The organism is Aminobacter sp. 01T433, assembly GCF_056398585.1.
Window position 1 is genome coordinate 93690 of the sequence record NZ_JBFTPR010000008.1, and the last position, 22225, is coordinate 115914.

General features: G+C 61.9%; 19 protein-coding genes and 1 pseudogene. 17 read left to right on the forward strand and 3 right to left on the reverse strand.

Annotation, left to right across the window (positions count from 1 at the left end; all coding sequences use genetic code 11):
* Nucleotides 1-56: 56 nt before the first annotated feature.
* The gene (locus AC1DLV_RS16085; RefSeq protein WP_476800938.1) at nucleotides 57-1541 is read left to right on the forward strand and encodes a nucleobase:cation symporter-2 family protein; all 1485 of its coding nucleotides are present in this window, start codon (nucleotides 57-59) and stop codon (nucleotides 1539-1541) included.
* Nucleotides 1542-1593: 52 nt separating this feature from the next.
* On the opposite strand, the gene AC1DLV_RS16090 is transcribed toward AC1DLV_RS16085, so the two are convergent.
* Nucleotides 1594-1977: a VOC family protein gene (locus tag AC1DLV_RS16090; protein WP_476800937.1), complete on the reverse strand. Its 384-nt coding sequence runs from the start codon at nucleotides 1975-1977 to the stop codon at nucleotides 1594-1596.
* A gap of 2 nt (nucleotides 1978-1979) precedes the next feature.
* Nucleotides 1980-2327 (reverse strand): iron-sulfur cluster insertion protein ErpA, encoded by a 348-nt coding sequence (gene erpA, locus AC1DLV_RS16095; RefSeq protein WP_476800936.1) that lies wholly within the window; start codon nucleotides 2325-2327, stop codon nucleotides 1980-1982.
* A gap of 71 nt (nucleotides 2328-2398) precedes the next feature.
* Between erpA and AC1DLV_RS16100 the strand changes: the two genes are divergently transcribed.
* The 14 genes and pseudogenes from AC1DLV_RS16100 (at nucleotide 2399) to AC1DLV_RS16165 (ending at nucleotide 18129) form a co-directional block, all read left to right on the forward strand.
* A complete protein-coding gene (locus AC1DLV_RS16100; protein ID WP_476800935.1) occupies nucleotides 2399-3619 on the forward strand; it encodes a deoxyguanosinetriphosphate triphosphohydrolase in 1221 nt (406 codons plus the stop codon).
* A gap of 84 nt (nucleotides 3620-3703) precedes the next feature.
* Complete coding sequence (gene argS, locus AC1DLV_RS16105; RefSeq protein WP_476800934.1) at nucleotides 3704-5461, forward strand: arginine--tRNA ligase; 1758 nt, start codon at nucleotides 3704-3706, stop codon at nucleotides 5459-5461.
* A 106-nt stretch (nucleotides 5462-5567) separates the two neighbouring features.
* A complete protein-coding gene (locus AC1DLV_RS16110; protein WP_476800933.1) occupies nucleotides 5568-8933 on the forward strand; it encodes an SPOR domain-containing protein in 3366 nt (1121 codons plus the stop codon).
* 124 nt (nucleotides 8934-9057) lie between these two features.
* Nucleotides 9058-9225 (forward strand): annotated as a pseudogene (locus AC1DLV_RS16115) (beta-hexosaminidase); the annotation flags it as partial.
* A 63-nt stretch (nucleotides 9226-9288) separates the two neighbouring features.
* Entirely contained in the window at nucleotides 9289-10089 is an 801-nt protein-coding gene (locus AC1DLV_RS16120) for a segregation and condensation protein A (RefSeq protein ID WP_476836194.1), read from the forward strand.
* Nucleotides 10086-10820, forward strand: coding sequence for an SMC-Scp complex subunit ScpB (gene scpB, locus AC1DLV_RS16125; protein WP_476787721.1), 735 nt, complete (start codon nucleotides 10086-10088; stop codon nucleotides 10818-10820). The genes AC1DLV_RS16120 and scpB overlap by 4 nt, the downstream gene beginning before the upstream one ends.
* Nucleotides 10821-10859: 39 nt before the next feature.
* A complete protein-coding gene (locus AC1DLV_RS16130; protein WP_476800932.1) occupies nucleotides 10860-11963 on the forward strand; it encodes an ABC transporter ATP-binding protein in 1104 nt (367 codons plus the stop codon).
* Between the two features lie 35 nt (nucleotides 11964-11998).
* Complete coding sequence (locus AC1DLV_RS16135) at nucleotides 11999-12217, forward strand: twin-arginine translocase TatA/TatE family subunit (protein WP_476783920.1); 219 nt, start codon at nucleotides 11999-12001, stop codon at nucleotides 12215-12217.
* Nucleotides 12218-12352: 135 nt separating this feature from the next.
* A complete protein-coding gene (gene tatB / locus AC1DLV_RS16140) occupies nucleotides 12353-13021 on the forward strand; it encodes a Sec-independent protein translocase protein TatB (protein ID WP_476800931.1) in 669 nt (222 codons plus the stop codon).
* Nucleotides 13018-13908 carry a twin-arginine translocase subunit TatC gene (gene tatC, locus AC1DLV_RS16145; protein ID WP_476800930.1) on the forward strand — a complete coding sequence of 297 codons (891 nt, stop codon included), beginning with the start codon at nucleotides 13018-13020 and terminating at the stop codon, nucleotides 13906-13908. Before tatB ends, tatC begins: the two co-directional genes overlap by 4 nt.
* Before the next feature lie 55 nt (nucleotides 13909-13963).
* Complete coding sequence (gene serS, locus AC1DLV_RS16150) at nucleotides 13964-15268, forward strand: serine--tRNA ligase (RefSeq protein ID WP_476800929.1); 1305 nt, start codon at nucleotides 13964-13966, stop codon at nucleotides 15266-15268.
* Between the two features lies 1 nt (nucleotide 15269).
* Entirely contained in the window at nucleotides 15270-16028 is a 759-nt protein-coding gene (gene surE / locus AC1DLV_RS16155; RefSeq protein ID WP_476800928.1) for a 5'/3'-nucleotidase SurE, read from the forward strand.
* Entirely contained in the window at nucleotides 16025-16678 is a 654-nt protein-coding gene (locus AC1DLV_RS16160) for a protein-L-isoaspartate(D-aspartate) O-methyltransferase (RefSeq protein ID WP_476800927.1), read from the forward strand. Before surE ends, AC1DLV_RS16160 begins: the two co-directional genes overlap by 4 nt.
* 170 nt (nucleotides 16679-16848) lie before the next feature.
* Complete coding sequence (locus AC1DLV_RS16165; RefSeq protein ID WP_476800926.1) at nucleotides 16849-18129, forward strand: peptidoglycan DD-metalloendopeptidase family protein; 1281 nt, start codon at nucleotides 16849-16851, stop codon at nucleotides 18127-18129.
* 82 nt (nucleotides 18130-18211) lie between these two features.
* Here AC1DLV_RS16165 and AC1DLV_RS16170 read toward each other — a convergent pair whose 3' ends face one another.
* A complete protein-coding gene (locus AC1DLV_RS16170) occupies nucleotides 18212-19084 on the reverse strand; it encodes an ATP-binding protein (RefSeq protein WP_476800925.1) in 873 nt (290 codons plus the stop codon).
* A 182-nt stretch (nucleotides 19085-19266) separates the two neighbouring features.
* On the opposite strand from AC1DLV_RS16170, the gene yajC reads away from it, so the two are divergent.
* A complete protein-coding gene (yajC, locus tag AC1DLV_RS16175; protein ID WP_476787716.1) occupies nucleotides 19267-19605 on the forward strand; it encodes a preprotein translocase subunit YajC in 339 nt (112 codons plus the stop codon).
* A gap of 51 nt (nucleotides 19606-19656) precedes the next feature.
* On the forward strand, nucleotides 19657-22224 hold the full coding sequence (secDF, locus tag AC1DLV_RS16180; protein WP_476800924.1) for a protein translocase subunit SecDF: 2568 nt from the start codon (nucleotides 19657-19659) through the stop codon (nucleotides 22222-22224).
* The last annotated feature ends 1 nt before the right edge of the window (nucleotide 22225 follow it).

Below are 22225 nucleotides of genomic sequence, written 5' to 3' on the forward strand. Positions count from 1 at the left end.
GGAACCGGTCCTCTTCGGCATTCTTTGGACCGGCTGGCAAAAGGGGAACAAATGCCATGTCCAAAAGTCCACATCCTGTGGACGAGGTGCTACCGGCGCCTCGTCTCACCGCGCTTGGAATCCAGCATGTTCTGGTCATGTACGCTGGCGCAATCGCAGTGCCGCTCATCATCGGCCGCGCGCTCAAGCTTGATCCGGAGCAGGTCGCTTTCCTGATTTCCGCCGATCTTTTCGTTTGCGGCGTCGTCACCATCATCCAGTCCTTCGGCGCGACCCAATGGTTCGGCATCAAGCTGCCTGTCATGATGGGCGTCACTTTCGCTGCCGTCGGTCCGATGGTCGCCATGGCCAACGCCAACCAGGGGCCAGACGGTGCCCGCATGATCTTCGGCGCCATCATCGGTGCCGGCATCGTGGCGTTTCTCATAGCACCACTGGTCAGCCGCATGTTGCGGTTCTTCCCGCCTGTCGTGACCGGCACCATCATCGTGGTCATCGGCGCTTCGCTGATGCGTATCGGCATCAACTGGATCTTCGGCAATCCCTTCGGCCCGACCGCGCCCAAGCTCGTTTCGCCCGAACATGCCGAGTGGCTGAAGACGGTGACCGACATGGCTGCGGCCACGGGTTCTACCATTCCGCCGATCCCGGCCAAGCTGGCGCTCGCAGCGACCGCGCCGAACGCCGCTTACGCGCCGCTCGTCAATGTCGGCATTTCGGCAGTTGTTCTGGTCTCGATCCTGGCGATTGCCAGGTTCGGCAAGGGTTTCATGGCCAACATCGCCGTGCTGCTCGGCATCGTCATCGGCGGCGTGCTGACGGCGTCGCTCGGCATGATGCATTTCGACAAGGTGGCGTCTGCCGGCTGGTTCGAACTCATCACCCCACTGCGCTTCGGCATGCCGATCTTCGATCCGATCCTGATCATCACCATGGTGCTGGTAATGATCGTCGTAATGATTGAATCGACCGGCATGTTCCTGGCACTTGGCGACATGACGGGCAGGAAGGTGACGCAGCCGATGCTTTCGGCGGGCCTGCGCACCGATGGTCTGGGTACCATCATCGGTGGCCTGTTCAACACTTTCCCGTATACCAGCTTCTCGCAGAATGTCGGTCTTGTCGGGGTCACCGGCGTCAAGAGCCGCTTCGTCTGCGTGGCAGGCGGTGTGATCCTGATCATTCTCGGCCTTGTGCCCAAGATGGGCGCGCTGGTTGAGGCGCTGCCGACCGTTGTGCTGGGCGGGGCCGGGCTTGTGATGTTCGGTATGGTGGCGGCGACGGGTATCCGCATCCTGTCCAATGTCGACTTCAAGACCAACCGCAACAACCTGTTCGTTGTCGCGGTCTCCATCGGTTTCGGCATGATCCCGCTGGTCGCACCCGATTTCAAGATGTGGATTCCGCATGACATCCACCCGCTGATTGAGTCGGGCATTCTGCTGGCTTCGGTTTCGGCCGTGGTGCTGAACGCCTTCTTCAATGGCACCAAGGAAAATGAAGCCGAAATCCGCGAAGCGGCGATGGCATCTGAAGCCTGACCTTCTGGTTGAATGGAATGGACGAAGGCCGCCTACGGGCGGCCTTTTTCGTTCAGCTCGGCTTGCGCTCGACAAGCCCGATCGTGTTGCCAGCGGGGTCCTTCAGGAAGGCCATCCATTCGGATTCACCGGCCGGGCCGAACTCGCCGCTTGAATCGCGATGGACCAGCGTCGGTGCGGTGGTGAAGGCGATGCCTCTATCGGAAGCCATTTCGTGGAAGCTGTCGAGGTCGTCTATGTCGAGATAGACGGTCGCCTGCGGTATGCCCCCAGTGAAGAACAGTCTCGTGCCGCCAGCGATGATGAAGGCGATGCCTGGCGGGTCGTAGCGGGCGTGCACGGGCAGGCCGAACACGTCGAGCCAGAAGGCAAGCGTGGCGTCGATGTCGCGTCCGGCAGAGAGCGCAACCTGACGGAGCGCCCCGACTCGGCGCATGGCTAGACGGAAAAGCTGGTGCCGCAGCCGCAGCCGGCGACTGCGTTGGGGTTCTTGATCTGGAACGACTGGCCCATCAGGTCGTCGACGAAATCGACAACCGAGCCGCCCATATAGATCAACGACATCTCGTCGACGAGCAGCGTCGCACCGTCGCGTTCGATGGCGACGTCGTCGTCGTTGCGTCCGTCGACCAGATCGAACTTGTAGGAAAAACCGGAACAGCCGCCGCCTTCGACAGAGATTCGCAGCGCGACTTTGCCGGGATCGCCAGCGACGATCTTGGCAATCCGCTTGGCCGCGGCTTCAGTCATGTCGACTTTCATGGCAGTCTTGGCATCAGCGCCCATCGGCGTCACCTTGCTTTCGGTTTCTTATGATAGGTATGAAGCCACCTGTAGCAAGTCAACAGGTGGGGAGTATGGCAGGCGAACGGCAACTTGGCGATATCGGTTTCGGCTACCGGCCGCGCGCGGCCTATGCCTGCGATCCCGCGCGTTCGCGTGGGCGTCTGTTCGACGAGGTCGAAAGCCCGACGCGCACGCCGTTCCAACGCGACCGCGACCGCATCATCCATTCGACCGCCTTTCGCCGCCTCAAGCACAAGACGCAAGTATTTGTCGCTCATGAGGGCGACCATTTCCGCACACGCCTGACCCATACGATCGAAGTTGCCCAGATCGCCCGCGCTTTGGCGCGCGCATTGCGCTGCGACGAGGATCTGGCCGAGGCTATCGCACTCGTCCATGATTTCGGCCACACACCCTTCGGCCATACCGGCGAAGACGCGCTGAACGAAAAGATGGCGGCCTGGGGCGGTTTCGACCACAACGCCCAGTCCTTGCGCATCGTGACCAGGCTCGAGCGGCGCTATGCCGAGTTCGACGGGCTCAACCTGACCTGGGAGACGCTGGAAGGGCTGGTCAAGCACAATGGCCCGCTGACCGACTCAACCGGCAAGGGCCTGAATGGTCCGGTACCGCAGGCGATCCGCGACTATTCAGAACTGCATGATCTTGAACTCGACCAGTTCGCCAGCCTGGAAGCGCAGTGTGCGGCGATTGCCGACGATATCGCCTACAACACCCATGACATAGACGATGGGCTGCGGGCAGGGCTGCTGACGCTCGACATGCTCGATGGGGTATCGCTGCCGGCGTCGATCCTGCGCGGGGTGCGCGAGCGCTATCCGGCGCTCGATCCGGTGCGTACCGGTCACGAGTTGATGCGCCGGCAGATCACGCTTTTTGTCGAGGATGTCATTTCGACCGCCACCGCAAAGATCGCGCGCGCCGCGCCGCAAAGTGCCGACGAGGTCAGGGCCGCCGGCGAGGTCACGGTGACATTTTCGGAAGCCATGGCTGTGTCGGAGAAGGAGCTCAAGGCCTTTCTCTACCGCAACATGTACCGGCATTCTGAAGTAATGCGGGTGCGCGCCGACGCCGACAAGATCGTGCGTGACCTGTTCGACGTCTATTTCGCCGATCCGCGCGCCATGCCGGAGGGCTGGCGCGAAGGGCTCGATCGGGCCGAAGACCGCATCAAGGCGCGCGCCGTTGCCGACTTCCTCGCCGGAATGACCGACACCTACGCGATCAAGGAACACCGCCGCTTGTTTGACCATACGCCCGATTTGGGCTAGGCCGGACCAAGATCAGCATTTACCTGCAATGTCACTTTGAAGGTGGCTCTGCAGCTCAGTCATAGCCTTACGAAAGCCCGGACAATGAACATATTCGCCGATTTCAACGAGCGGATCACCAAAGCCGTCGAAGCGCTTGAATTGACCCCTAGAGATGGCGGCGCGCTAGATCTCGCGCGCATTGCCGTCGAGCCGCCGCGCGATGCCACCCATGGCGATCTCGCAACCAACGCGGCCATGGTGCTGGCCAAGCCGACCGGACAGAACCCGCGCGCGCTTGCTGAGCGACTGGTGGCCGAACTCGCCAAGGATGCCGACGTGGCGAAGGCCGAGGTGGCGGGGCCCGGTTTCGTCAACCTCAAGCTCCATGACGGTTTCTGGCAGAAGCACCTTGCCGATCTTTTGTCGCGCGGCGCCGACTACGGCCGCTCCGCCTCCGGCAACTCCAAGCGCATCAATGTCGAGTATGTCTCGGCCAATCCGACCGGGCCGATGCATGTCGGCCATTGCCGTGGTGCGGTGGTGGGCGACGCGCTTGCCAACATCCTGGGCTTCGCTGGCTATGACGTGACCAAGGAATATTACATCAACGACGCCGGCGTGCAGATCGACGTGCTCGGCCGCTCGGTGATGGTGCGCTATCGGGAAGCGCTCGGCGACGACATCGGCGAAATTCCGGCTGGCCTCTATCCAGGCGACTATCTCGTGCCGGTCGGCCAGGCCCTGGCCAAGGAATTCGGCCGCGAGCTGTTGCAAAAGCCGGAAGATGAAGCGCTGTCGATCATCAAGGATCGTACCATCGACGCCATGATGGTGATGATCCGCGAGGATCTGGCGCTGCTCAACGTGCGCCATGAAGTGTTCTTCTCCGAGCGCACGCTGCATGAGGACAATGCCAAGGCGATCCGCTCGGCGATCAGCGACCTGACGCTCAAGGGCCATGTCTACAAGGGCAAGCTGCCGCCGCCCAAGGGCGAGAAGCCGGACGACTGGGAAGACCGCGAACAGACTTTGTTCCGCTCGACAGAGGTCGGCGACGACATGGATCGCGCCCTGGTCAAGTCGGACGGCGCCTTCACCTATTTCGCCGCTGATGTTGCCTATCTCAAGGACAAGGTCGACCGCGGCTTCGAGGAGTTGGTGTTCGTGCTGGGCGCCGACCATGGCGGCTACGTCAAGCGCATGGAAGCACTTGCGCGCGCCGTCACCGACGGTGCCGTGAAACTCGACGTGCTGTTGTGCCAGCTGGTCAAGCTGTTCCGCGACGGCGAGCCGGTGCGCATGTCCAAGCGGGCAGGGGAATTCATCACCCTGCGCGAAGTCGTCGAGGAAGTCGGTCGCGATGCGATCCGCTTCATGATGCTCTACCGCAAGAGCGATGCACCGCTCGACTTCGATTTCGCCAAGGTCACCGAGCAGTCCAAGGACAATCCGGTGTTTTACGTGCAGTACGCCTCGGCGCGCTGCCACTCGGTGTTCAGGCAGGCCAAGGAGCAACTCGGCGAAGCGGAGATTGCGCGTCCGGGCCTGATCGGGGCGGTCGAGCGGCTGACCGACGAAGGCGAGATCGCACTCATCAAGAAGCTCGCCGAATATCCGCGCCTGATCGAATCTGCTGCCCAGTCGATGGAGCCGCACAGGCTGGCTTTCTACCTCTATGATCTGGCCAGCAGCTTCCACGGTCACTGGAATCGTGGCACCGACAACCCAGACTTACGGTTTGTTAAGGTTAACGACCGAGAATTGACCTATGCCAGACTCGGGCTGGTGCAGGCTGTTTCGGACGTTTTGACGTCAGGCCTGGCGTTGATCGGAGCGGATGCCCCGACCGAAATGCGCTAGGTTTTCCGGGACTTCATGTCACCTTTTGCCCACATTGCGCTGGTAAGGGCCAACCTTACGCGACGTTCATTGCGTCCGAAAAAAGTGCGAGAGTTCGGGAAAACGAATGGCAGATAGAACCCAGCTGAAGATCGCAGATAAGAACGATTTCGCCGACGAAGATCCCTTCGCTGAATTGACGAGGATCATGGGCTTCGATCCGCGCCAGCCTGTGGTGCGCCAGGATGTTGGCGCGCCCGCTGGCCGTGTCGAGCCGGAGATGGACGACGATTTCGGCATCGATCTGGAAAAGGAATTGCTCGGCGAACTGGCCGGCGATGAACAGGTCGCGGCCTACGTTCAGGCTGAAGAGCCTGCGGTCAATGCGCCCGTGGCGGCGCCGGTAGCCTATGCTCAGTCCGAAGAGCCCGCCTATGCGCGTGCCCATGAGCCAGAATTCGGCGCTACGTCTTTCGATGACGCCGTTGCGGCCAGCTTCGAGCAGGATTTTTCCCTTGAAGACGAGTTGCTGCGTCCTGAAGAGCCGGCCTATGCCGCGGAGCCGGCTTATGCCGTAGAGCCCGGCTATGCTGTGGAGCCTAGCTATGCGCAGGCCTCTGAGCCGGAATTCGCCACCGAGGCTTCCTTCGATGACGCTGTCGCGGCGAGCTTCGAACAGGAATTTTCCCTTGAAGACGAGCTGCTGCGCCCGGAAGAGCCGGCCTATGAAGCGGAACCGGCTTTTGCCGTAGAGCCCGGCTATGCCGTGGAGCCCGCCTACACCGCCGCGCCTGAAGCTGACTTCGCGCACGAAGCTGCGTTCGACGATGCGGTTGCCGCGTCATTCGAGCAGGATTTTTCGCTCGAAGACGAATTGCCGGCGGTCGAAGAGCCCGTCGAGTATGTGGCTGCTCCAGTTGCTTATGAAGCCCCGGCCGAAGCCAATCTCGATGCCGAATTCGATGTCGCCCTTGCCGATGTCGACATGGATTTCGCAGCCCATGACGATGCGGATGCCACGACCGAGGTCGTTGCCGACAATCAGTTGACGCTGGGCGAATATCAGCCGGCTGAGCCGGAAATCGCGTATTCCCGAGCGAACCTGGTGGAAGTACCCCAGGCGATTGCTGCACCGGTTGCGCAGGCTGAGGACTATGACGAATTCGAGCGCCGCTTGCAGGATGCGCTGAGCGACGAAGAGCCGGCTTATCAGCCTGTTGCCTTTGAAGAGCCAGCTTACGAGCCTGAGGTCGCGCAGGTGGCAGCTCCGGTTGCCGCTGCCGAAGATACCAGCCTCGAGGACGAGCTGAACGCGTTGCTCGGCACCATGAGCAACCAGGCTAAGGCACTGTCCGAGCCGTTGCCGCTGCGCGCCGCTGAGCCGGTTGCAGTCGAGCCTGAGCCCGTTTTCGTAAGCTCGCTGTGGGCACCAGAGCAGCCTGCCGAGGTAGCGCCGCAAGAACAAGAATATGAAGACGCCGACTATGCGCCGTCCTACGACGCACAGCAGGTCGAAGACTATGCAGTCACCGAAGAGGCGGCTCCGGTACTGGCTGATGCCGGCTATTCCGAGCCGAGCTACGACGATCAGGCCGATATCGACGTCAGCTTTGACGACGACGCCTTCGACATGGCCCTGGAACGCAGTGCCGTGACAGAGGTCGCCGAAGTCGTTGCGCCTGTGGCAGCCGCCGCAGCTGTGGCAGCGCCGCTGCGCCCGCTCGCCGCCTCGCGCTATGAGCAGGCTCGCAGCTGGGGCCTGGGCACGCCGGTCGCGCCGCGCGCATCGACGCCGGCCGTTGCAACGCAGCCGAGCTATCAACCGGAAGCGAGCTACGAGCCTGCGGCATATGTGGCGCCTGCGGCAACCTATGTGCCGTATGCTGAGCCAGAGGCCTATGTGCCGCACGCCGAGCCTGAGGCGTATGCGCAGCAGGCTGAGCCGGTTGTCGAAGAGACCGACGATCTGGAAGCCGAGCTTTTCGCCGCCGTTTCGTCCTTCGACGACGCTCCCGATATCGAGACTGTCGATGTGCCGGAAAAGGCCGTTGCTCTTGCCGACGATCTCGACATTCCCGAGCTCTCCTTCGAAGACGATGCGCCACCGGCCCCGGCCTATGACGATCTTGACGGCGAATTCTCGAACCTGATGAACGAGATGAATTCGACCGACACGAGCAATCAGCCTGCTTCGTCAAGCTATGCGGCCAATCCTTACGCCACGGGTTTCGATCGCAAGACGCTGCGTGATGGCGATGTCGCACAGCAGAGCGAGTTTCCCGCTGCGGCCGGTGCGGTCGCCGGTGCGGCGGCTGCCATGTATGCCGGGCGCCAGTCCTCGACGCAGCAGGGCGGTGAGCGCCCGACAGGCTTCGACCTCGGCGGCATGCAGCAGGGCAACGCGCCGCTTAAGCAGGCTCCGGCTGACGATTTCGACTACGATCCCGATTTCGACGAGGCGATGGAAGCGCTGCCGGGCTCGCCGGCTGCATCCAGCCCTGCGCGTCGCGGCATGATGATCGCTGCTGTCGTTGGCGCGGTCGCCATTGTCGGCGGCATCGGCGCATGGGCGCTGTCGTTCGGCGGCAGCGAGGGGGCTGGCACGCCAGTCATCGTCAAGGCCGACGAGAGCCCGATCAAGGTCAAGCCGGAAAACCCTGGTGGCACGACCGTGCCGAACCAGGACAGCAAGGTCTATGACCGCGTTGCAGGCGGTACCGCTCCCGGTGCCCCGGCTCAGCAAAAGCTGGTCACGAACACCGAAGAGCCGATCGACGTCACGGCACAGGACGACGAGGCCATTTCCGACACGCTGCCGCTCAACGCAGACGAGACGGATGCAGCACCGACCGCGAAGTCCGGAGATCGGGTTGCGCAGACGGCTCAGTCCGATCAGCCGGACACCAGCACCGAGACGTCGGCTGTTGCGCCGCGCAAGGTCCGCACCATGGTGGTGAGGCCTGATGGCACGCTGGTGCCGCGCGAAGAACCAGCTCCGGCCGCTGTTGCAGCCTCCGAACCTGCCGATCCGGCACCGCAACGCGTTGCCTCGACAGGCGAAGCCACCGGCACCGTGCCGGCCCAGCCTGCGCTGGCCCCTGTCGCCAAGCCCGCCCAGTCGGCAAACACGCTGGCCAAGGCTCCAGTCGCGCCACAGCGTCCTTCGCAGCAGCCTGTCAACGTCGTCGGCGAGGTCAAGCCTGATCAGGTTGCCGCAGTCGCGCCTTCGGCTCCGACAGCCGCTGCTTCCGGTGCCTGGGCGATGCAGATTGCCTCGCAGCCGAGCGAGGAAGCGGCGAAGTCGACCTATCAGGACCTCGTCCGAAAGTACGGCAGCGTGCTCAACGGTCGCGAAGCCAGCATCGTCAAGGCCGACATCGCCGGCAAGGGTACCTTCTGGCGCGTCCGCGTGCCGGCAGCGACCCGCAACGAGGCGATCAGCCTGTGCGAGAGCTACAAGACAGCTGGCGGCAACTGCTTCGTCTCGAAGTAAACTCGCCACATACAGATCAGATAACGGCGCAGCCAGGCTGCGCCGTTTTCGTTTGTGGTCGGCAGTAGCAACGATTCTATCGCGGCCCAAAAGGCGCTAAGCTTGCGTCATGCGCGAATCACGCACATCGCCTAAGGCGCTTTCTGGGGATTACCGGCCAAAGGCTGCGGCAATCCTTGCGGCGGGTGCGGATCTTGTTCTTCACTGCATTGGCTTTACCGGCAAGCCGCTGGAAAGTGCCGAAAAGGCGCTGCGGGCGGAATTCGGACACTATTTCGAGGCAGTTGCATAGCCTCAAGGAGAAGGCACGGATTTGGCGGAAGCATTGGAAAGCAAGGCGCAAAAGCCCGCACCGATGGACCGTCTGTGGGCGGAGAACGCCGACGACCGTACGACGGACGACCCCTCGCTGGTTGTCGACGTCGCCGGCTTTGAAGGCCCGCTCGATCTTCTTTTGCATCTGGCGCGCAGCCAGCGTGTCGACCTCTCCCGCATTTCGATCGTTGCCCTTGTCGAGCAATATCTGATCTTCGTGTCGCAGGCCCGTGCTCTCCGGCTCGAGCTTGCCGCCGACTATCTGGTGATGGCGGCGTGGCTCGCCTTCCTCAAGTCGAAGCTTCTGATCCCCAAGCTGCCCGGCGACGAAGGCGAGAGCGGCGAGGAACTGGCCGCTGTCCTGCAGTTCCGGCTGAAGCGGCTTGAAGCGATGCGCGATGCAGCTTCGCGGCTGGTCAACCGCAACCGGCTCGGCCGCGATGTGTTCCAGCGCGGCGCGCCGGAAATGGTCATCATCGACAAGCGCAACGAGTATTCGGCTTCGCTCTACGACCTCTTGAGCGCCTACGCCGGCCAGCGCCAGCGTCAGGCAATCACCAATGTGCAGATCGCCAGACGGAGTGTCTGGTCGCTGAAGCAGGCGCGCGACATGCTCATGCTCATGGTCGGCGAACTGAAGGATTGGACTGCGCTCGATCATTTCCTCTTCCAATACATGACCGGCCCGGAAGAACGGGCGACGGCGATCGCCAGTTCCTTTGCCGCCAGCCTCGAGATGGTCCGCGATGGAAGCGTCGAAATCCGCCAGCACGAGCCGTTTGCGCCGATCTACCTGCGTGAACGCCAGCCCGCAGCCGCGCAGACCGAAGGTGCGTCATGACCGAAGGATCAAACGTCGTTCCATTCTCCCTCGACGACGAGGATGGAGAGACCATCAAGCAGAATCCGGCAGCACGCCTGCATCTGGCTGAAGCGGTGCGCATGGCCGAAGCAATCGTTTTTGCCAGCGCTGATCCGGTGAGCGAGCGGCAACTCGTGTCGCGGCTGCCGGAAGGCGTGGACGTTCCCGCCGCCATGGCCGAATTGCAGCGCATCTATGAGCGCCGAGGCGTCAACCTTGTGCGTGTCGCAGACGCCTGGGCCTTCCGCACAGCTGGTGATCTTGCCTTCCTGATGAGCCGCGACACCATCCAGCAGAAGAAGCTGTCGCGTGCCGCCCTCGAAGTGCTCAGTGTGATCGCCTACCATCAGCCGGTAACACGCGCCGAGATCGAGGACATCAGGGGTGTCGAGACCTCCAAGGGCACGCTCGACACGCTGATGGAAACCGAATGGGTGCGCATGCGCGGACGTCGCAAGACGCCGGGCCGGCCTGTAACCTATGGCACCACCGAAAAGTTCCTCGACCATTTCGGGCTGGAGGAGATCCGCGACCTGCCTGGTATGGAGGAGCTCAAGGGCGCTGGCCTGCTGTCGACCCGCATGCCGCCCGGTTTCTCGGTGCCGCTGCCGCCATCCGACCCGGACCTGCTCTCCGAAGACGAGGATCCGCTGACGGACATCGATCTCGAAGAGCTTGGCCTGTTGACACCTCGCGTCACAGATGATTGACCGGCGCCGGTGTGGAACCGGCCCCAGGAGGTCCATCCTGTGACGACCAATCAAGCCCAGACGACATCCCGCGTGACAGCGGGCGTAACCTTTGCCGCGCGTCTGGCCTTTGAAAACATCCGCCATTCCTTCGCCAATGGTGCAGAGACGCTGCGCGATATCAGCCTGGCCGCAGAACCGGGCGAAGTGCTATGCCTGCTCGGCCCGTCCGGCTCCGGCAAGACGACGCTGCTGAGGATCGCCGCGGGCATCGAAGCGCAAAAGTCGGGCAGGGTGCTGTTGAACGGCAAGGAAATCGCCGGGCCGTCGGTGTTCTTGCCGCCGGAACAACGCTCCATCGGCCTGGTTTTCCAGGATTTCGCGCTGTTTCCGCATCTCACCATCCTGGACAATGTCCGCTTTGGCCTGACCGCGCTGTCGCGCGAAGAGGGCAAGCGCGAAGCACTGATCGCGCTCGCCCGCGTCGACCTCGAACATTATGCCGACAATTATCCGCACGCATTGTCCGGTGGCGAGCAGCAGCGCGTTGCGTTAGCGCGAGCTCTCGCGCCACGCCCGGCGGTGCTGCTGATGGACGAGCCGTTCTCCGGCCTTGATTCGCGCCTCAAGGATTCAGTGCGGGCCGAGACGCTGGCGATTCTGCGCGAAAGCCGCGCAACCGCAATTGTCGTCACCCATGATGCCGAAGAGGCGATGCGCATGGGCGACCGCATCGCCCTGCTCAAGGATGGCAAGCTTGTACAGACGGGCAGGGCGGATGATCTTTACCTGCGCCCGGCAAACCTTTTTGTCGCCGGCTTTTTCTCCGAGCTCAACGTCTTTTCGGCCAAGGTCGTCGATGGTTATGCCGATACGCCGGTCGGCGAGGTCGAAACCGAGATCGCCGATGGCACGCAAGTGTCGGTCGCGGTGCGACTCACCGGTATCGATGTCAGCGAAACCACTGGCGAAACTCAGGCTCGCATCATCTCCAGGCGCTATCTAGGTGTCGTTGAATTGCTTGAACTTGCGGTGCCGGGCGCCGAGACGCCGGTGAGGGCGCGTATACGCTGCGGCGCTTTGTCCGCAAAAGCACGTGATATATGGCTGTCGCTTCGGAAAGCGGACGTTCTAGTGTTTGAATCTGGAAGCGAAAGAGCCTAGATCAATCGCAGGGAAACTATTCAAGAGAGAGTTCAATGGGTTCGTTTTCAATCTGGCACTGGCTGATCGTTCTGGTCGTCGTGCTGCTGCTCTTCGGTCGCGGCAAGATCCCCGAGTTGATGGGCGATATGGCCAAGGGCATCAAGAGCTTCAAGAAGGGTATGTCGGAAGACGAAGCCGACGACTCCAAGACGGTCGAGCATCGCAACGACGAGGCCGTGAATTCGACCAAGGAAAAGGCCAGCAAGAGCTGAGACCTCACCTTGATACAGCGCCGCGCGTCCATTTGGGCGCGCGAAGGCCGCTGTAAGCTTCTTGAATCCGTGCATGATCCTTTCCGAAAATCGTCGCTGATTTTCAGGCGCATGCACTAGCCGGATCGCACCGACATGTTTGAAATCGGCTGGACCGAAATGCTGGTGATCGCGGTCGTCATGATCGTTGTCGTCGGCCCGAAGGATTTGCCCAAGATGCTCCGCACCATCGGGCGGATGACGGCCAAGGCACGTTCCATGGCGGGCGATTTTCAGCGCCAGTTCAATGAGGCGATGAAAGAGGCCGAGCTCGACGACGTCAAGAAGTCGATCGACGAGATCCGTGGCCTCAATCCGGCCAACGAAATCAGGAAGCAGCTCAATCCGTTCGAACAGGCCGCCGCCGATGTGCGCGCCGGCATCGATACGGCAATGAAGCCGACACAGCCTGCGCCGCCGGCGGATCCAGCCGCCGATGCAGTGCATCCGGCCGAGCCGTTGAAGAGCGGCGCAGCGGCGATGCCGGGCGTTGCCGGACCCGAAGCCATGCCTGCGGCACCGGTCTTTCCGGCTGCCGAGGTCAAGGCGACGCCGGTGCCTGCTGCGGCCAAGGCTGAAAAAGTTGCCGCGAAGCCGAAAACCACAGCCAAGCCAAAGGTTGCGCTTGAAGCCAAGCCCGCCGCGAAAGCCAAGGCGAGTGTAGCGTCTGCCAAGGCCGCGGCACCGAAGGCGGCACCTGCCAAGGCTGCTGCGCCCAAGAAGACCGTCGCTGCGAAGGCGACCAAAGCAGGAAAAGCCTCGTGAGCGCCGAAGACGACGAGATCGAAAAGTCCTCGGCCCCGCTTCTCGAACATCTGATCGAGCTGCGTACGCGGCTGATGTGGTCCATTGGCGGCTTCTTCGTCGCCTTCCTGGTCTGCTTCTTCTTTGCCAAGCAACTATTCAACCTGCTCGTCATCCCGTTCAAATGGGCGACGAAATGGGCAGGTCTCGACCCGCACAAGGTCGAGCTGATCTACACCGCGCCGCAGGAATTTTTCTTCACCCAGATCAAGCTCGCCATGTTCGGCGGGCTGGTGATCGCTTTCCCGCTGATCGCCACGCAGATCTACAAGTTTATCGCGCCCGGTCTTTACAAGAACGAGCGCAATGCATTCCTGCCGTTCCTGATCGCCTCGCCTGTCCTGTTCTTGATGGGCGCGTCACTGGTGTATTTCTTCTTCACGCCCATGGTGATGTGGTTCTTCCTCGCCATGCAGCAGGCCGGCACCGACGATCAGGTGCAGATTTCGCTGCTGCCCAAGGTGTCGGAATATCTCAGCCTGATCATGACGCTGATCTTCTCCTTCGGCCTGGTGTTCCAGCTGCCGGTGGTGACCACGCTGATGGCGCGGGTGGGCCTGGTCAGCTCGCAGGGGCTGGCCGACAAGCGCAAATGGGCGATCGTTCTCGCTTTCGTGGTGGCAGCCGTGCTGACGCCGCCAGACCCGGTCAGCCAGATCGGCCTTGCCCTTCCCACGATCCTTCTTTACGAGATTTCCATCTGGACCGCCCGGATGATCGAAAAAAACCGCGAGAAGGATCGTGTGGCGAGCGAAACGCAGGACGCGGGCGAAAGCACCGCCGAGAAGCAATCGCCTGCAGCATCGACCTCGCTCGAAGGCACAGGCAGCGGCACCAACGCTAGCTGACAGCTCGATCCGCCGTCGCGGTCGTTTCGACAACCGCGACGACCGGAATTTTTAAATGCTTGATATCAAATGGATTCGTGAGAACCCTGGGGCGCTTGCCGATGCACTTGGCAAGCGCGGGCAGTCGGCCGAGGTGGCGAGAGCGACCGTTGACGACCTGATCGCCAAGGATGAGGCGCGTCGCGCCCATGTCTCCAAGCTGCAGGAAGCGCAGGAGCGCCGCAACGCTGCATCCAAGGAGATCGGCAATGCGATGCGCTCGGGTGATTCCGCGCTCGCCGAGAAGCTGAAAACCGAAGTCGCCGAGATCAAGGGCTTCATTCAGGACGGCGAAGGCCGCGAGCGCGAGCTCGACAAGGCGCTCGACGCGGCACTTGCCGTGATCCCGAACGTGCCGCTCGAAGACGTGCCGGTCGGCAAGGACGAAAACGACAATGTCGTGCTGCGCAAGGTTGGCACGGTTCCGCCGCGCCCGAACTGGGTGAAGGAGCATTTCGAGATCGGCGAAGCGCTTGGCCTGATGGATTTCGAGCGTGCCGCCAAGCTTTCCGGTTCGCGCTTCACCGTGCTCAAGGGGCAGCTTGCCCGTCTTGAGCGCGCGCTTGGCCAGTTCATGCTCGACCTGCACACGACCGAACATGGCTACACCGAAGTGCAGCCGCCGCTTCTGGTGCGCGACGAGGTGCTGTTTGGCACCAACCAGCTGCCGAAATTCGAAGAAGACCTGTTCTTCGTGCCCCATGGCGAAAGCCGACTTGGCCTGATCCCCACCGCCGAGGTGCCCCTGACCAATCTGGTGCGCGAAGAAATCCTGGCGAATGAGCAGCTACCGCTGCGCATGACCGCGCTGACGCCATGCTTCCGCTCAGAGGCGGGCTCTGCTGGCCGTGATACGCGCGGCATGCTGCGCCAGCACCAGTTCTACAAGGTTGAGTTGGTTTCGATCGTCGACGCCGAAAGCGCCCTTGCCGAGCATGATCGCATGACCGAATGCGCCGAGGCTGTGTTGACGAAGCTCGAGCTGCCGTTCCGCACCATGGTGCTGTGCACCGGCGACATGGGCTTTGGCGCGCGCAAGACCCACGACATCGAAGTCTGGCTGCCGGGCCAGAACACCTATCGCGAAATCTCGTCCTGCTCGGTCTGCGGCGACTTCCAGGCGCGCCGCATGGACGCGCGTTACCGTCCGAAGGAAGAGAAGGGCACGCGTTTTGTGCACACCCTCAACGGCTCGGGCGTGGCTGTCGGCCGCGCGTTGATCGCAGTGATCGAAAACTACCAGAACGAGGACGGCAGCGTAACGATTCCTGAAGTCCTGCGTCCTTACATGGGTGGTCTCTCCAAGATCGAAATGAAGTGACATGCGTATCCTGCTGACCAACGACGACGGCATCCACGCTGAAGGCCTTGCCTGCCTGGAGCGGATCGCCAACCAGCTGTCGGACGATGTCTGGGTGGTGGCGCCGGAGACCGACCAGTCGGGTTATGCGCATTCGCTTTCGATCTCCGAGCCGCTTCGGCTGCGCAAGATCAGCGACAAGCATTATGCGGTGAACGGCACGCCGACCGATTGCGTCATCATGGGCGCGCGTAAGATCCTGCCGGAGCCGCCGGATCTGATTCTGTCCGGCATCAATTCGGGTCTGAATGTCGCCGACGACGTGACCTATTCCGGCACCGTTGCCGGTGCCATGGAAGGGGCGCTGATCGGCATCCGCTCGATCGCGCTCAGCCAGGCCTACGTCTACGAGAACGAAGAGCGCATCGTTCCTTATGAAACGGCCGAAGCATTGGCGCCGGCGCTGCTGCGCAAGCTGATTTCGACCGAATTGCCGATCGGGGTGCTGCTCAACGTCAACTTCCCCAATTGTCCGCCTGAAGAGGTGACAGGGCCTGTTGTGGCGAGCCAGGGCAAGCTGTCTTACGGCATCTGGGTCGAGGAACGCCGCGATGGCCGCAGCCTGCCCTATTACTGGCTGCGTTTCGGCCGCGACGAGCCGGTGTTGAAGCCAGGCACCGACCTTCATGCCGTACGCAACAAGCAGATCTCCGTGACCCCGCTCAAGCTCGACATGACGGCGCATGAATTGCGCGATCGATTGGCCAAGGCAATTGCATGAACATGATGCCGGACGACCGTGAAGGTTTCGCCGCCTTTCTCCTTCGCCTGCGTGGGCGCGGCATCGTTCCGAAAAATCTCATCGCAGCTTTCGAGGCGACGCCCAGGCGCGACTTCATCTCCGGCCAGTTCCATTCTATCGCCTGGTCGGATCGCATGTTGCCGATCGAATGCGGTGAGGCGATCGAAGGTGCCGATCTCCAGGCTTCGGTCATTGCCGCGCTCAACATTGAACAGGGCAACCGCGTGCTCGAAGTCGGAACCGGCTCGGGCTATACGGCGGCGGTCATGGCCCGGCTCGCCGGTCGTGTCGTCACGATAGACCGCTTCAAGACGCTGACCGAACAGGCGCGCCAGCGCTTTGAGGTTCTCGGCTTGAATAACGCGCTGGTCCGCCAGGGCGACGGTTCCAACGGGTTGCCGGGCGAGGGGCCGTTCGACCGCATCGTGGTGTGGGCGGCATTCGACAGCTACCCGCGCATGTTCGTCGACCAGCTTTCGAGCGGCGGCACGATGATTGCACCTATCGGTCCCGAAGAGGGCGAGCAGGTGCTGTGCAAGCTCACCAAGATCGGCAGCCGCTTTGAACGCGAAGATCTGGGCGTTGTCCGCCTGCAGGGGCTGGCCCGCGGCGTCGCTGCCATTCTGTAGCCAAAAATCGTTCTCAAGTTTTGGTCATGAACCAGACAGCTGGTGGCGCTTGGCCGTGCGCGAGCGCCATTCATGAAGCATTTGATTTATTTGATCCTCTTAACCGACCAGTAACATTAACGCGCTTTAATCAAGCCTAGTTGGTATCGGGTAAAGCGCGGGTCAGTGCGATGCGTTTCAGTATTTTGAAGACGAATAAACGCTCTCTGGCGCGCGGTAGCGCCGTGCTGCTGGTTGCCGGTATGGCGGCAGGGTGCAGTTCCGGAGTGTCGAGATTTGGCGGCGGTGGCGTCGACGATCTCTTTACGGCATCGACGCCTAACCAGCAGTCGATCATCAACAATCAGCAGCAGCCGCAGCCTTATCCGGGCGATCCCCAGATGGCGGCAGCGCCCGTAGCCCCCAGCAGTTCGGGTTCGGTTAGCCGTGGCAGCCTTCAGCCGGTTTCGTCGCAGCCTCTGCCGGCACCTGTCGCTCAGGCTCCCACGCTTGCCCCGGCTCCTGTTCGCACAGCGCAGGCGCCGATTGTCGATCGCGCCGCAGCTACGCTAGCCCAGCCGCAGACGGCGCAGGCAGAACAGAACACGCTCAAGCTGCCGACCAAGAAGCCGCTGCCGGCCAATCCGCCGCTGTCGACTGACAAGGTTGCGGTGTTGCCGCAGCAGCCCAAGACCAGGGAAGGTGCTGTCGCGCAGCTCGACTCCTCGGCTGACAAGAATGCCAAGCCGGTTGGTGCCGGTGGTGGCTACAAGGTTGCGGAGGGCGATACGCTCAACCGCATCGCTCAAAAGCTCGGCGTCACAACCGCAGCACTCAAGCAGGCCAATGGCCTGCAGGACGGCCGCATCCGTATCGGTCAAACGCTGAAGGTGCCTGGCGCGACCACGGCCGTTGCCGCTGCAAAGCCCGCTGCCATCGATCCGGTGGTCACAAGCACGCCTGCTCCGGCCAAGCCGGCCGTTGCCGCGGCGAAGCCCGCTGCCGATGCACCCACGGTTGCTTCTTATACGCCGCCGAAGAAAGACAAGCTGGTCGAGCAGGCCGAAGAATCGTCGGCACCCGCGCCGAATGCCACCGGCATCGATCGCATGCGCTGGCCGGTGCGCGGCCGGGTCGTTGCCAACTATGGCAAGGGCGGCGGCAAGTCGAATGACGGTATCGACATCTCGGTGCCGGAAGGTACGCCCGTCAAGGCTGCCGAAAACGGTGTGGTCATCTATGCCGGCGACGGGCTCAAGGAGTTCGGCAACACCGTGCTGGTGCGTCACGAGAATGGCCTCGTCACTGTCTATGGTCATGCCAGCCAGCTGAAGGTTCAGCGCGGCCAGAAGGTCAAGCGTGGCGACGAGATCGCACTTTCGGGCATGAGCGGCAGCACCGACGCGCCGAAGCTGCACTTCGAAGTGCGCAAGAATTCAACGCCGGTCGATCCGAGCGGCTATCTGGAATGATTTCGCGGGTCGTCTGACCTCCATCAGACCTGCCAGTTCCGCCCGTCCCGAATCAGGGGCGGGCGTTTTCGTTTGGGGAGCATCAGTCCTTGAGCGATTTGCCGAGGCGACCGGCCAAATCCTGGATGAACTGCCAGGCGACGCGACCGGAGCGGCTGCCGCGCGTCGTTGCCCATTCCAGCGCTTCGGCACGCAGCGATTCTGGATCGCTGTCGAGGCCGTGGTAGCTGGCATAGCCGCTGACCATGTCGAGATATTCGTCCTGCGAACATTTGTGGAAGCCCAGCCACAGGCCGAAGCGGTCCGACAGGGAGACTTTTTCCTCGACGGCTTCGGACGGGTTGATCGCGGTGGAGCGCTCATTGTCGATCATGTCGCGTGGCAACAGGTGCCTGCGGTTCGAGGTCGCGTAAAAGATCACATTGCCCGGCCGGCCTTCGACGCCACCTTCGAGCGCGGCCTTGAGCGACTTGTAGGACGTGTCGTCATGGTCGAACGACAGGTCGTCGCAAAACAGGATGAAACGATAAGGTGCTGCCTTGAGCTGGTTCATCAGCTTGGGCAGCGTGTCGATGTCCTCGCGATGAATCTCGATCAGCTTGAGGGGGGCAGCACTTTTGCCCGAAGCATTGATCGTGGCGTGGGCTGCCTTGACCAGCGACGACTTGCCCATGCCGCGCGCGCCCCACAAAAGCACGTTGTTGGCGGGCAAGCCGGCGGCGAAGCGCTCTGTGTTGTCGACAAGGATGTCGCGGACACGGTCGACGCCTTTGATCAGGCCGATGTCGACGCGGTTGACGCGGTGGACGGGCTCGAGATAGCCGGGATCCGCCGCCCAGACATAGCAATCGGCCGTGTCGAGATCGGTCTCAGGAGCAGGTACGGGCGCCAGTCTGGCTACCGCGGCGATCAGACGCTCGAGTTTGTCGTTGAGTGCTTCGAACGTCTTTTCCATGGCTAATCCTGTCGGTCTCTACATTTCAAATGACGCGCGACGCTGTAACACGCTCAAACAACGCGGAAAAGCGCCGTAACTGGCCGGATGTGCAGTTGCATTGGTCGCTTTAGCGACTATATTCCGCGCACATTTCCGGGGCACCGATGTACGGTATCCCGATACTTTCTCAGGAGACATTCATGTTCGTCACGCCGGCATACGCACAGGCCACCGGGGCTACGCCCGACGTTCTCATCAGCATTCTGCCGTTTGTGCTGATCTTCGTGATCATGTATTTTCTTATAATCCGCCCGCAGCGTACCCAGCTGAAGAAGCGTGGCGAGATGCTTGCCGCAATCCGCCGCGGCGATACGGTTGTTACCGGCGGCGGTTTCGTCGGCAAGGTGACCAAGGTCATCGACGACAATGAACTCGAGGTTGATCTGGGCAACGGCCTCAAGGTGACTGCGCTGCGCGGCACCATTTCAGACGTTCGGGTCAAGGGCGAGCCAATCGCCAACCAGAACGCCAAGAAATAATCGTAGTCGAGGCGAGACGCACCGCTTTCACGCCTTAACGGACGAGGCCAAATGCTCTACTTTTCGCGCTGGAAGACAATCTCGATCTGGGCTGTCGTGCTTCTCGGGGTGCTTTTCACCATCCCGAACATGCTGACCAAATCTCAGCTCGACTCTCTTCCTGGATGGTTTCCCAAGCGCGCACTGACACTTGGCCTCGACCTTCAAGGCGGCTCGCACATTCTGCTGTCCATCGACAAGCAGGGGCTGGTCGACGAGCGCCTTCAGGCGACCCGTGACGACATCCGTACCATGCTGCGCGACGCCAAGGTCGGCTACACCGGCCTGACTGGAACGGGCAAGACGATCCAGGTCCGCATCACCGATCCGAACGAAGTCGAAGCGGCGAAAAAGGCGCTGGCCACGCTGATCGCGCCGATTTCGTCGGGCCTGCTCGGCACGGGCTCGGTGAGCGAGCTTGCGCTCGACGAGCCTGAGCCTGGCCTTTTGCGCTACACGCTGACTGATTCCGGCATCGACTATCGCGTCAACAACGCCGTGACCCAGTCGATCGAAGTCATCGGCCGCCGCGTCAACGAACTCGGTACCACCGAGCCGATCATCCAGCGGGCGGGTGCCGACCGCATCCTCGTTCAGGTTCCGGGTCTCCAGGACCCGACCCGTCTCAAGGAAATCCTCGGCAAGACCGCCAAGCTGACCTTCCAGATGGTCGACCAGTCGATGTCGCCGCAGGAGGCAATGCAGGGTCGTCCGCCGGCGGGCTCGACCGTGATGTATTCGCAAGACGATCCCCCGGTTCCGTATCTGATTGAAAACCGCGTCATCGTGTCCGGCGAAAACCTCACCGATGCGCAGGCGACCTTCGATCAGCGCACCAACGAGGCGGTCGTATCCTTCCGCTTCGACGGCAAGGGCGCATCGCGCTTCGGTCAGGCCACCCAACAAAACGTTGGCAAGCTGTTTGCCATCATCCTCGACAACCAGGTGATCTCGGCGCCGCGTATCAATGAGCCGATTCTCGGCGGTTCGGGGCAGATTTCCGGTAACTTCACCGCTGAGAGCGCCAACGACCTGGCCGTTCTGCTGCGCGCCGGCGCGTTGCCGGCCGATCTGACCATCGTCGAGGAACGCACTGTCGGCCCAAGCCTTGGTGCCGACTCGATCGCGGCGGGCAAGTTTGCCTCGGTGATCGCCGGTATTCTCGTCGTTTCCTTCATGCTGGTTGCCTATGGCACGCTCGGCATCATCGCCAATATCGCCCTTGCCGCCAACGTGGCGTTGATTATCGCCATCTTGTCCATTCTGGGCGCGACGCTGACGATGCCCGGCATCGCCGGTATCGTTTTGACCGTTGGCATGGCGGTCGACTCCAACGTCATCATCTACGAGCGCGTGCGTGAGGAACGACAACTCGGGCGCTCGCTCGTGCAGTCGCTCGATCAAGGCTTTTCGCGCGCGCTGGCGACCATCGTCGACGCCAATTTCACCACTTTCATCGCAGCGATCATCCTGTTTTATCTCGGCTCGGGTCCGGTGCGCGGCTTTGCCGTCACCTTGGCCATCGGTATCGTGACGACGGTGTTCACCGCCTTTACGCTGACCCGTTGGCTGGTGGCGATCTGGCTGCGCCGCGCCAAGCCCAAGGAACTGCCCAGGGGTTTCGTGCGCTTCGTGCCGGACAACACCAAATTCTCGTTCATGGGGCTGCGCCGTTATGCCTTCGCGCTGTCTGCTGCAGCGTCGCTTGCGGCTATGGCGTTGTTCTTCACCATCGACATGAATTACGGCATCGACTTCAAGGGCGGAACCAGCCTGGAGGTGCAGGCCAAAAGCGGCGATGCCAGTTCGTCCGACGTGCGCGCACGGCTGAGCGAGCTCAACATCGGTGACGTTCAGGTCCAGGAATTCGGCGCGGCAAGCACCTTGCTGATCCGGGTCGAAGGCCAGAAGGCCGGCGACAATGCCGAGCAAAGCGTGGTCGAGAAGGTGCGCGGCGAACTTTCCAACGACTACGATTTCCGCCGTGTTGAATCGGTTGGCCCGACGGTGTCGAGCGAACTTGCATTGTATGGCGCGCTGGGCGTGATGGCCGCGATGCTGGCAATGCTGGTCTACATCTGGTTCCGCTTCGAGTGGCAGTTCGGCCTTGGCGCCATTCTCGCCACCATCCACGACGTGACAATGATGGTAGGCCTCTACGTCGTCACCGGCATCGAGTTCAACCTGACCAGTATCGCGGCGATCCTGACCATCGTCGGCTATTCGATCAACGACACCGTCGTCGTTTACGATCGCGTCCGCGAAAATCTGCGCAAGTACAAGAAGATGCCGATCGAGCAGTTGCTCGACCTGTCGATGAACCAGACGCTGTCGCGTACGGTCCTGACGGGCCTGACGACGCTGCTCGCCCTGATTTCGCTCTACCTATTCGGTGGCGAGGTCATCCGGTCCTTCACGCTGGCAATGATCTTCGGCATCGTGGTCGGTACCTACTCGTCGATCTTCGTCGCCGGCCCGCTGCTCATCCTGTTCAGGCTGCGCCCGGCAGGCATTGATGCTGACGACAAGGGCAACCACAAGCCGGCGGTGCCGGCCAGCGCTCACCCGACCAAGTCGTAAC

Coding starts and splice junctions, on each gene's coding strand:
- AC1DLV_RS16085 (WP_476800938.1), top strand. CDS start 57: ATGTCCAAAAGTCCACATCCTGTGGACGAGGTGCTACCGGCGCCTCGT.
- AC1DLV_RS16090 (WP_476800937.1), bottom strand. CDS start 1,977: ATGCGCCGAGTCGGGGCGCTCCGTCAGGTTGCGCTCTCTGCCGGACGC.
- erpA (WP_476800936.1), bottom strand. CDS start 2,327: ATGGGCGCTGATGCCAAGACTGCCATGAAAGTCGACATGACTGAAGCC.
- AC1DLV_RS16100 (WP_476800935.1), top strand. CDS start 2,399: ATGGCAGGCGAACGGCAACTTGGCGATATCGGTTTCGGCTACCGGCCG.
- argS (WP_476800934.1), top strand. CDS start 3,704: ATGAACATATTCGCCGATTTCAACGAGCGGATCACCAAAGCCGTCGAA.
- AC1DLV_RS16110 (WP_476800933.1), top strand. CDS start 5,568: ATGGCAGATAGAACCCAGCTGAAGATCGCAGATAAGAACGATTTCGCC.
- AC1DLV_RS16120 (WP_476836194.1), top strand. CDS start 9,289: ATGGACCGTCTGTGGGCGGAGAACGCCGACGACCGTACGACGGACGAC.
- scpB (WP_476787721.1), top strand. CDS start 10,086: ATGACCGAAGGATCAAACGTCGTTCCATTCTCCCTCGACGACGAGGAT.
- AC1DLV_RS16135 (WP_476783920.1), top strand. CDS start 11,999: ATGGGTTCGTTTTCAATCTGGCACTGGCTGATCGTTCTGGTCGTCGTG.
- tatB (WP_476800931.1), top strand. CDS start 12,353: ATGTTTGAAATCGGCTGGACCGAAATGCTGGTGATCGCGGTCGTCATG.
- serS (WP_476800929.1), top strand. CDS start 13,964: ATGCTTGATATCAAATGGATTCGTGAGAACCCTGGGGCGCTTGCCGAT.
- surE (WP_476800928.1), top strand. CDS start 15,270: ATGCGTATCCTGCTGACCAACGACGACGGCATCCACGCTGAAGGCCTT.
- AC1DLV_RS16160 (WP_476800927.1), top strand. CDS start 16,025: ATGAACATGATGCCGGACGACCGTGAAGGTTTCGCCGCCTTTCTCCTT.
- AC1DLV_RS16165 (WP_476800926.1), top strand. CDS start 16,849: ATGCGTTTCAGTATTTTGAAGACGAATAAACGCTCTCTGGCGCGCGGT.
- AC1DLV_RS16170 (WP_476800925.1), bottom strand. CDS start 19,084: ATGGAAAAGACGTTCGAAGCACTCAACGACAAACTCGAGCGTCTGATC.
- yajC (WP_476787716.1), top strand. CDS start 19,267: ATGTTCGTCACGCCGGCATACGCACAGGCCACCGGGGCTACGCCCGAC.
- secDF (WP_476800924.1), top strand. CDS start 19,657: ATGCTCTACTTTTCGCGCTGGAAGACAATCTCGATCTGGGCTGTCGTG.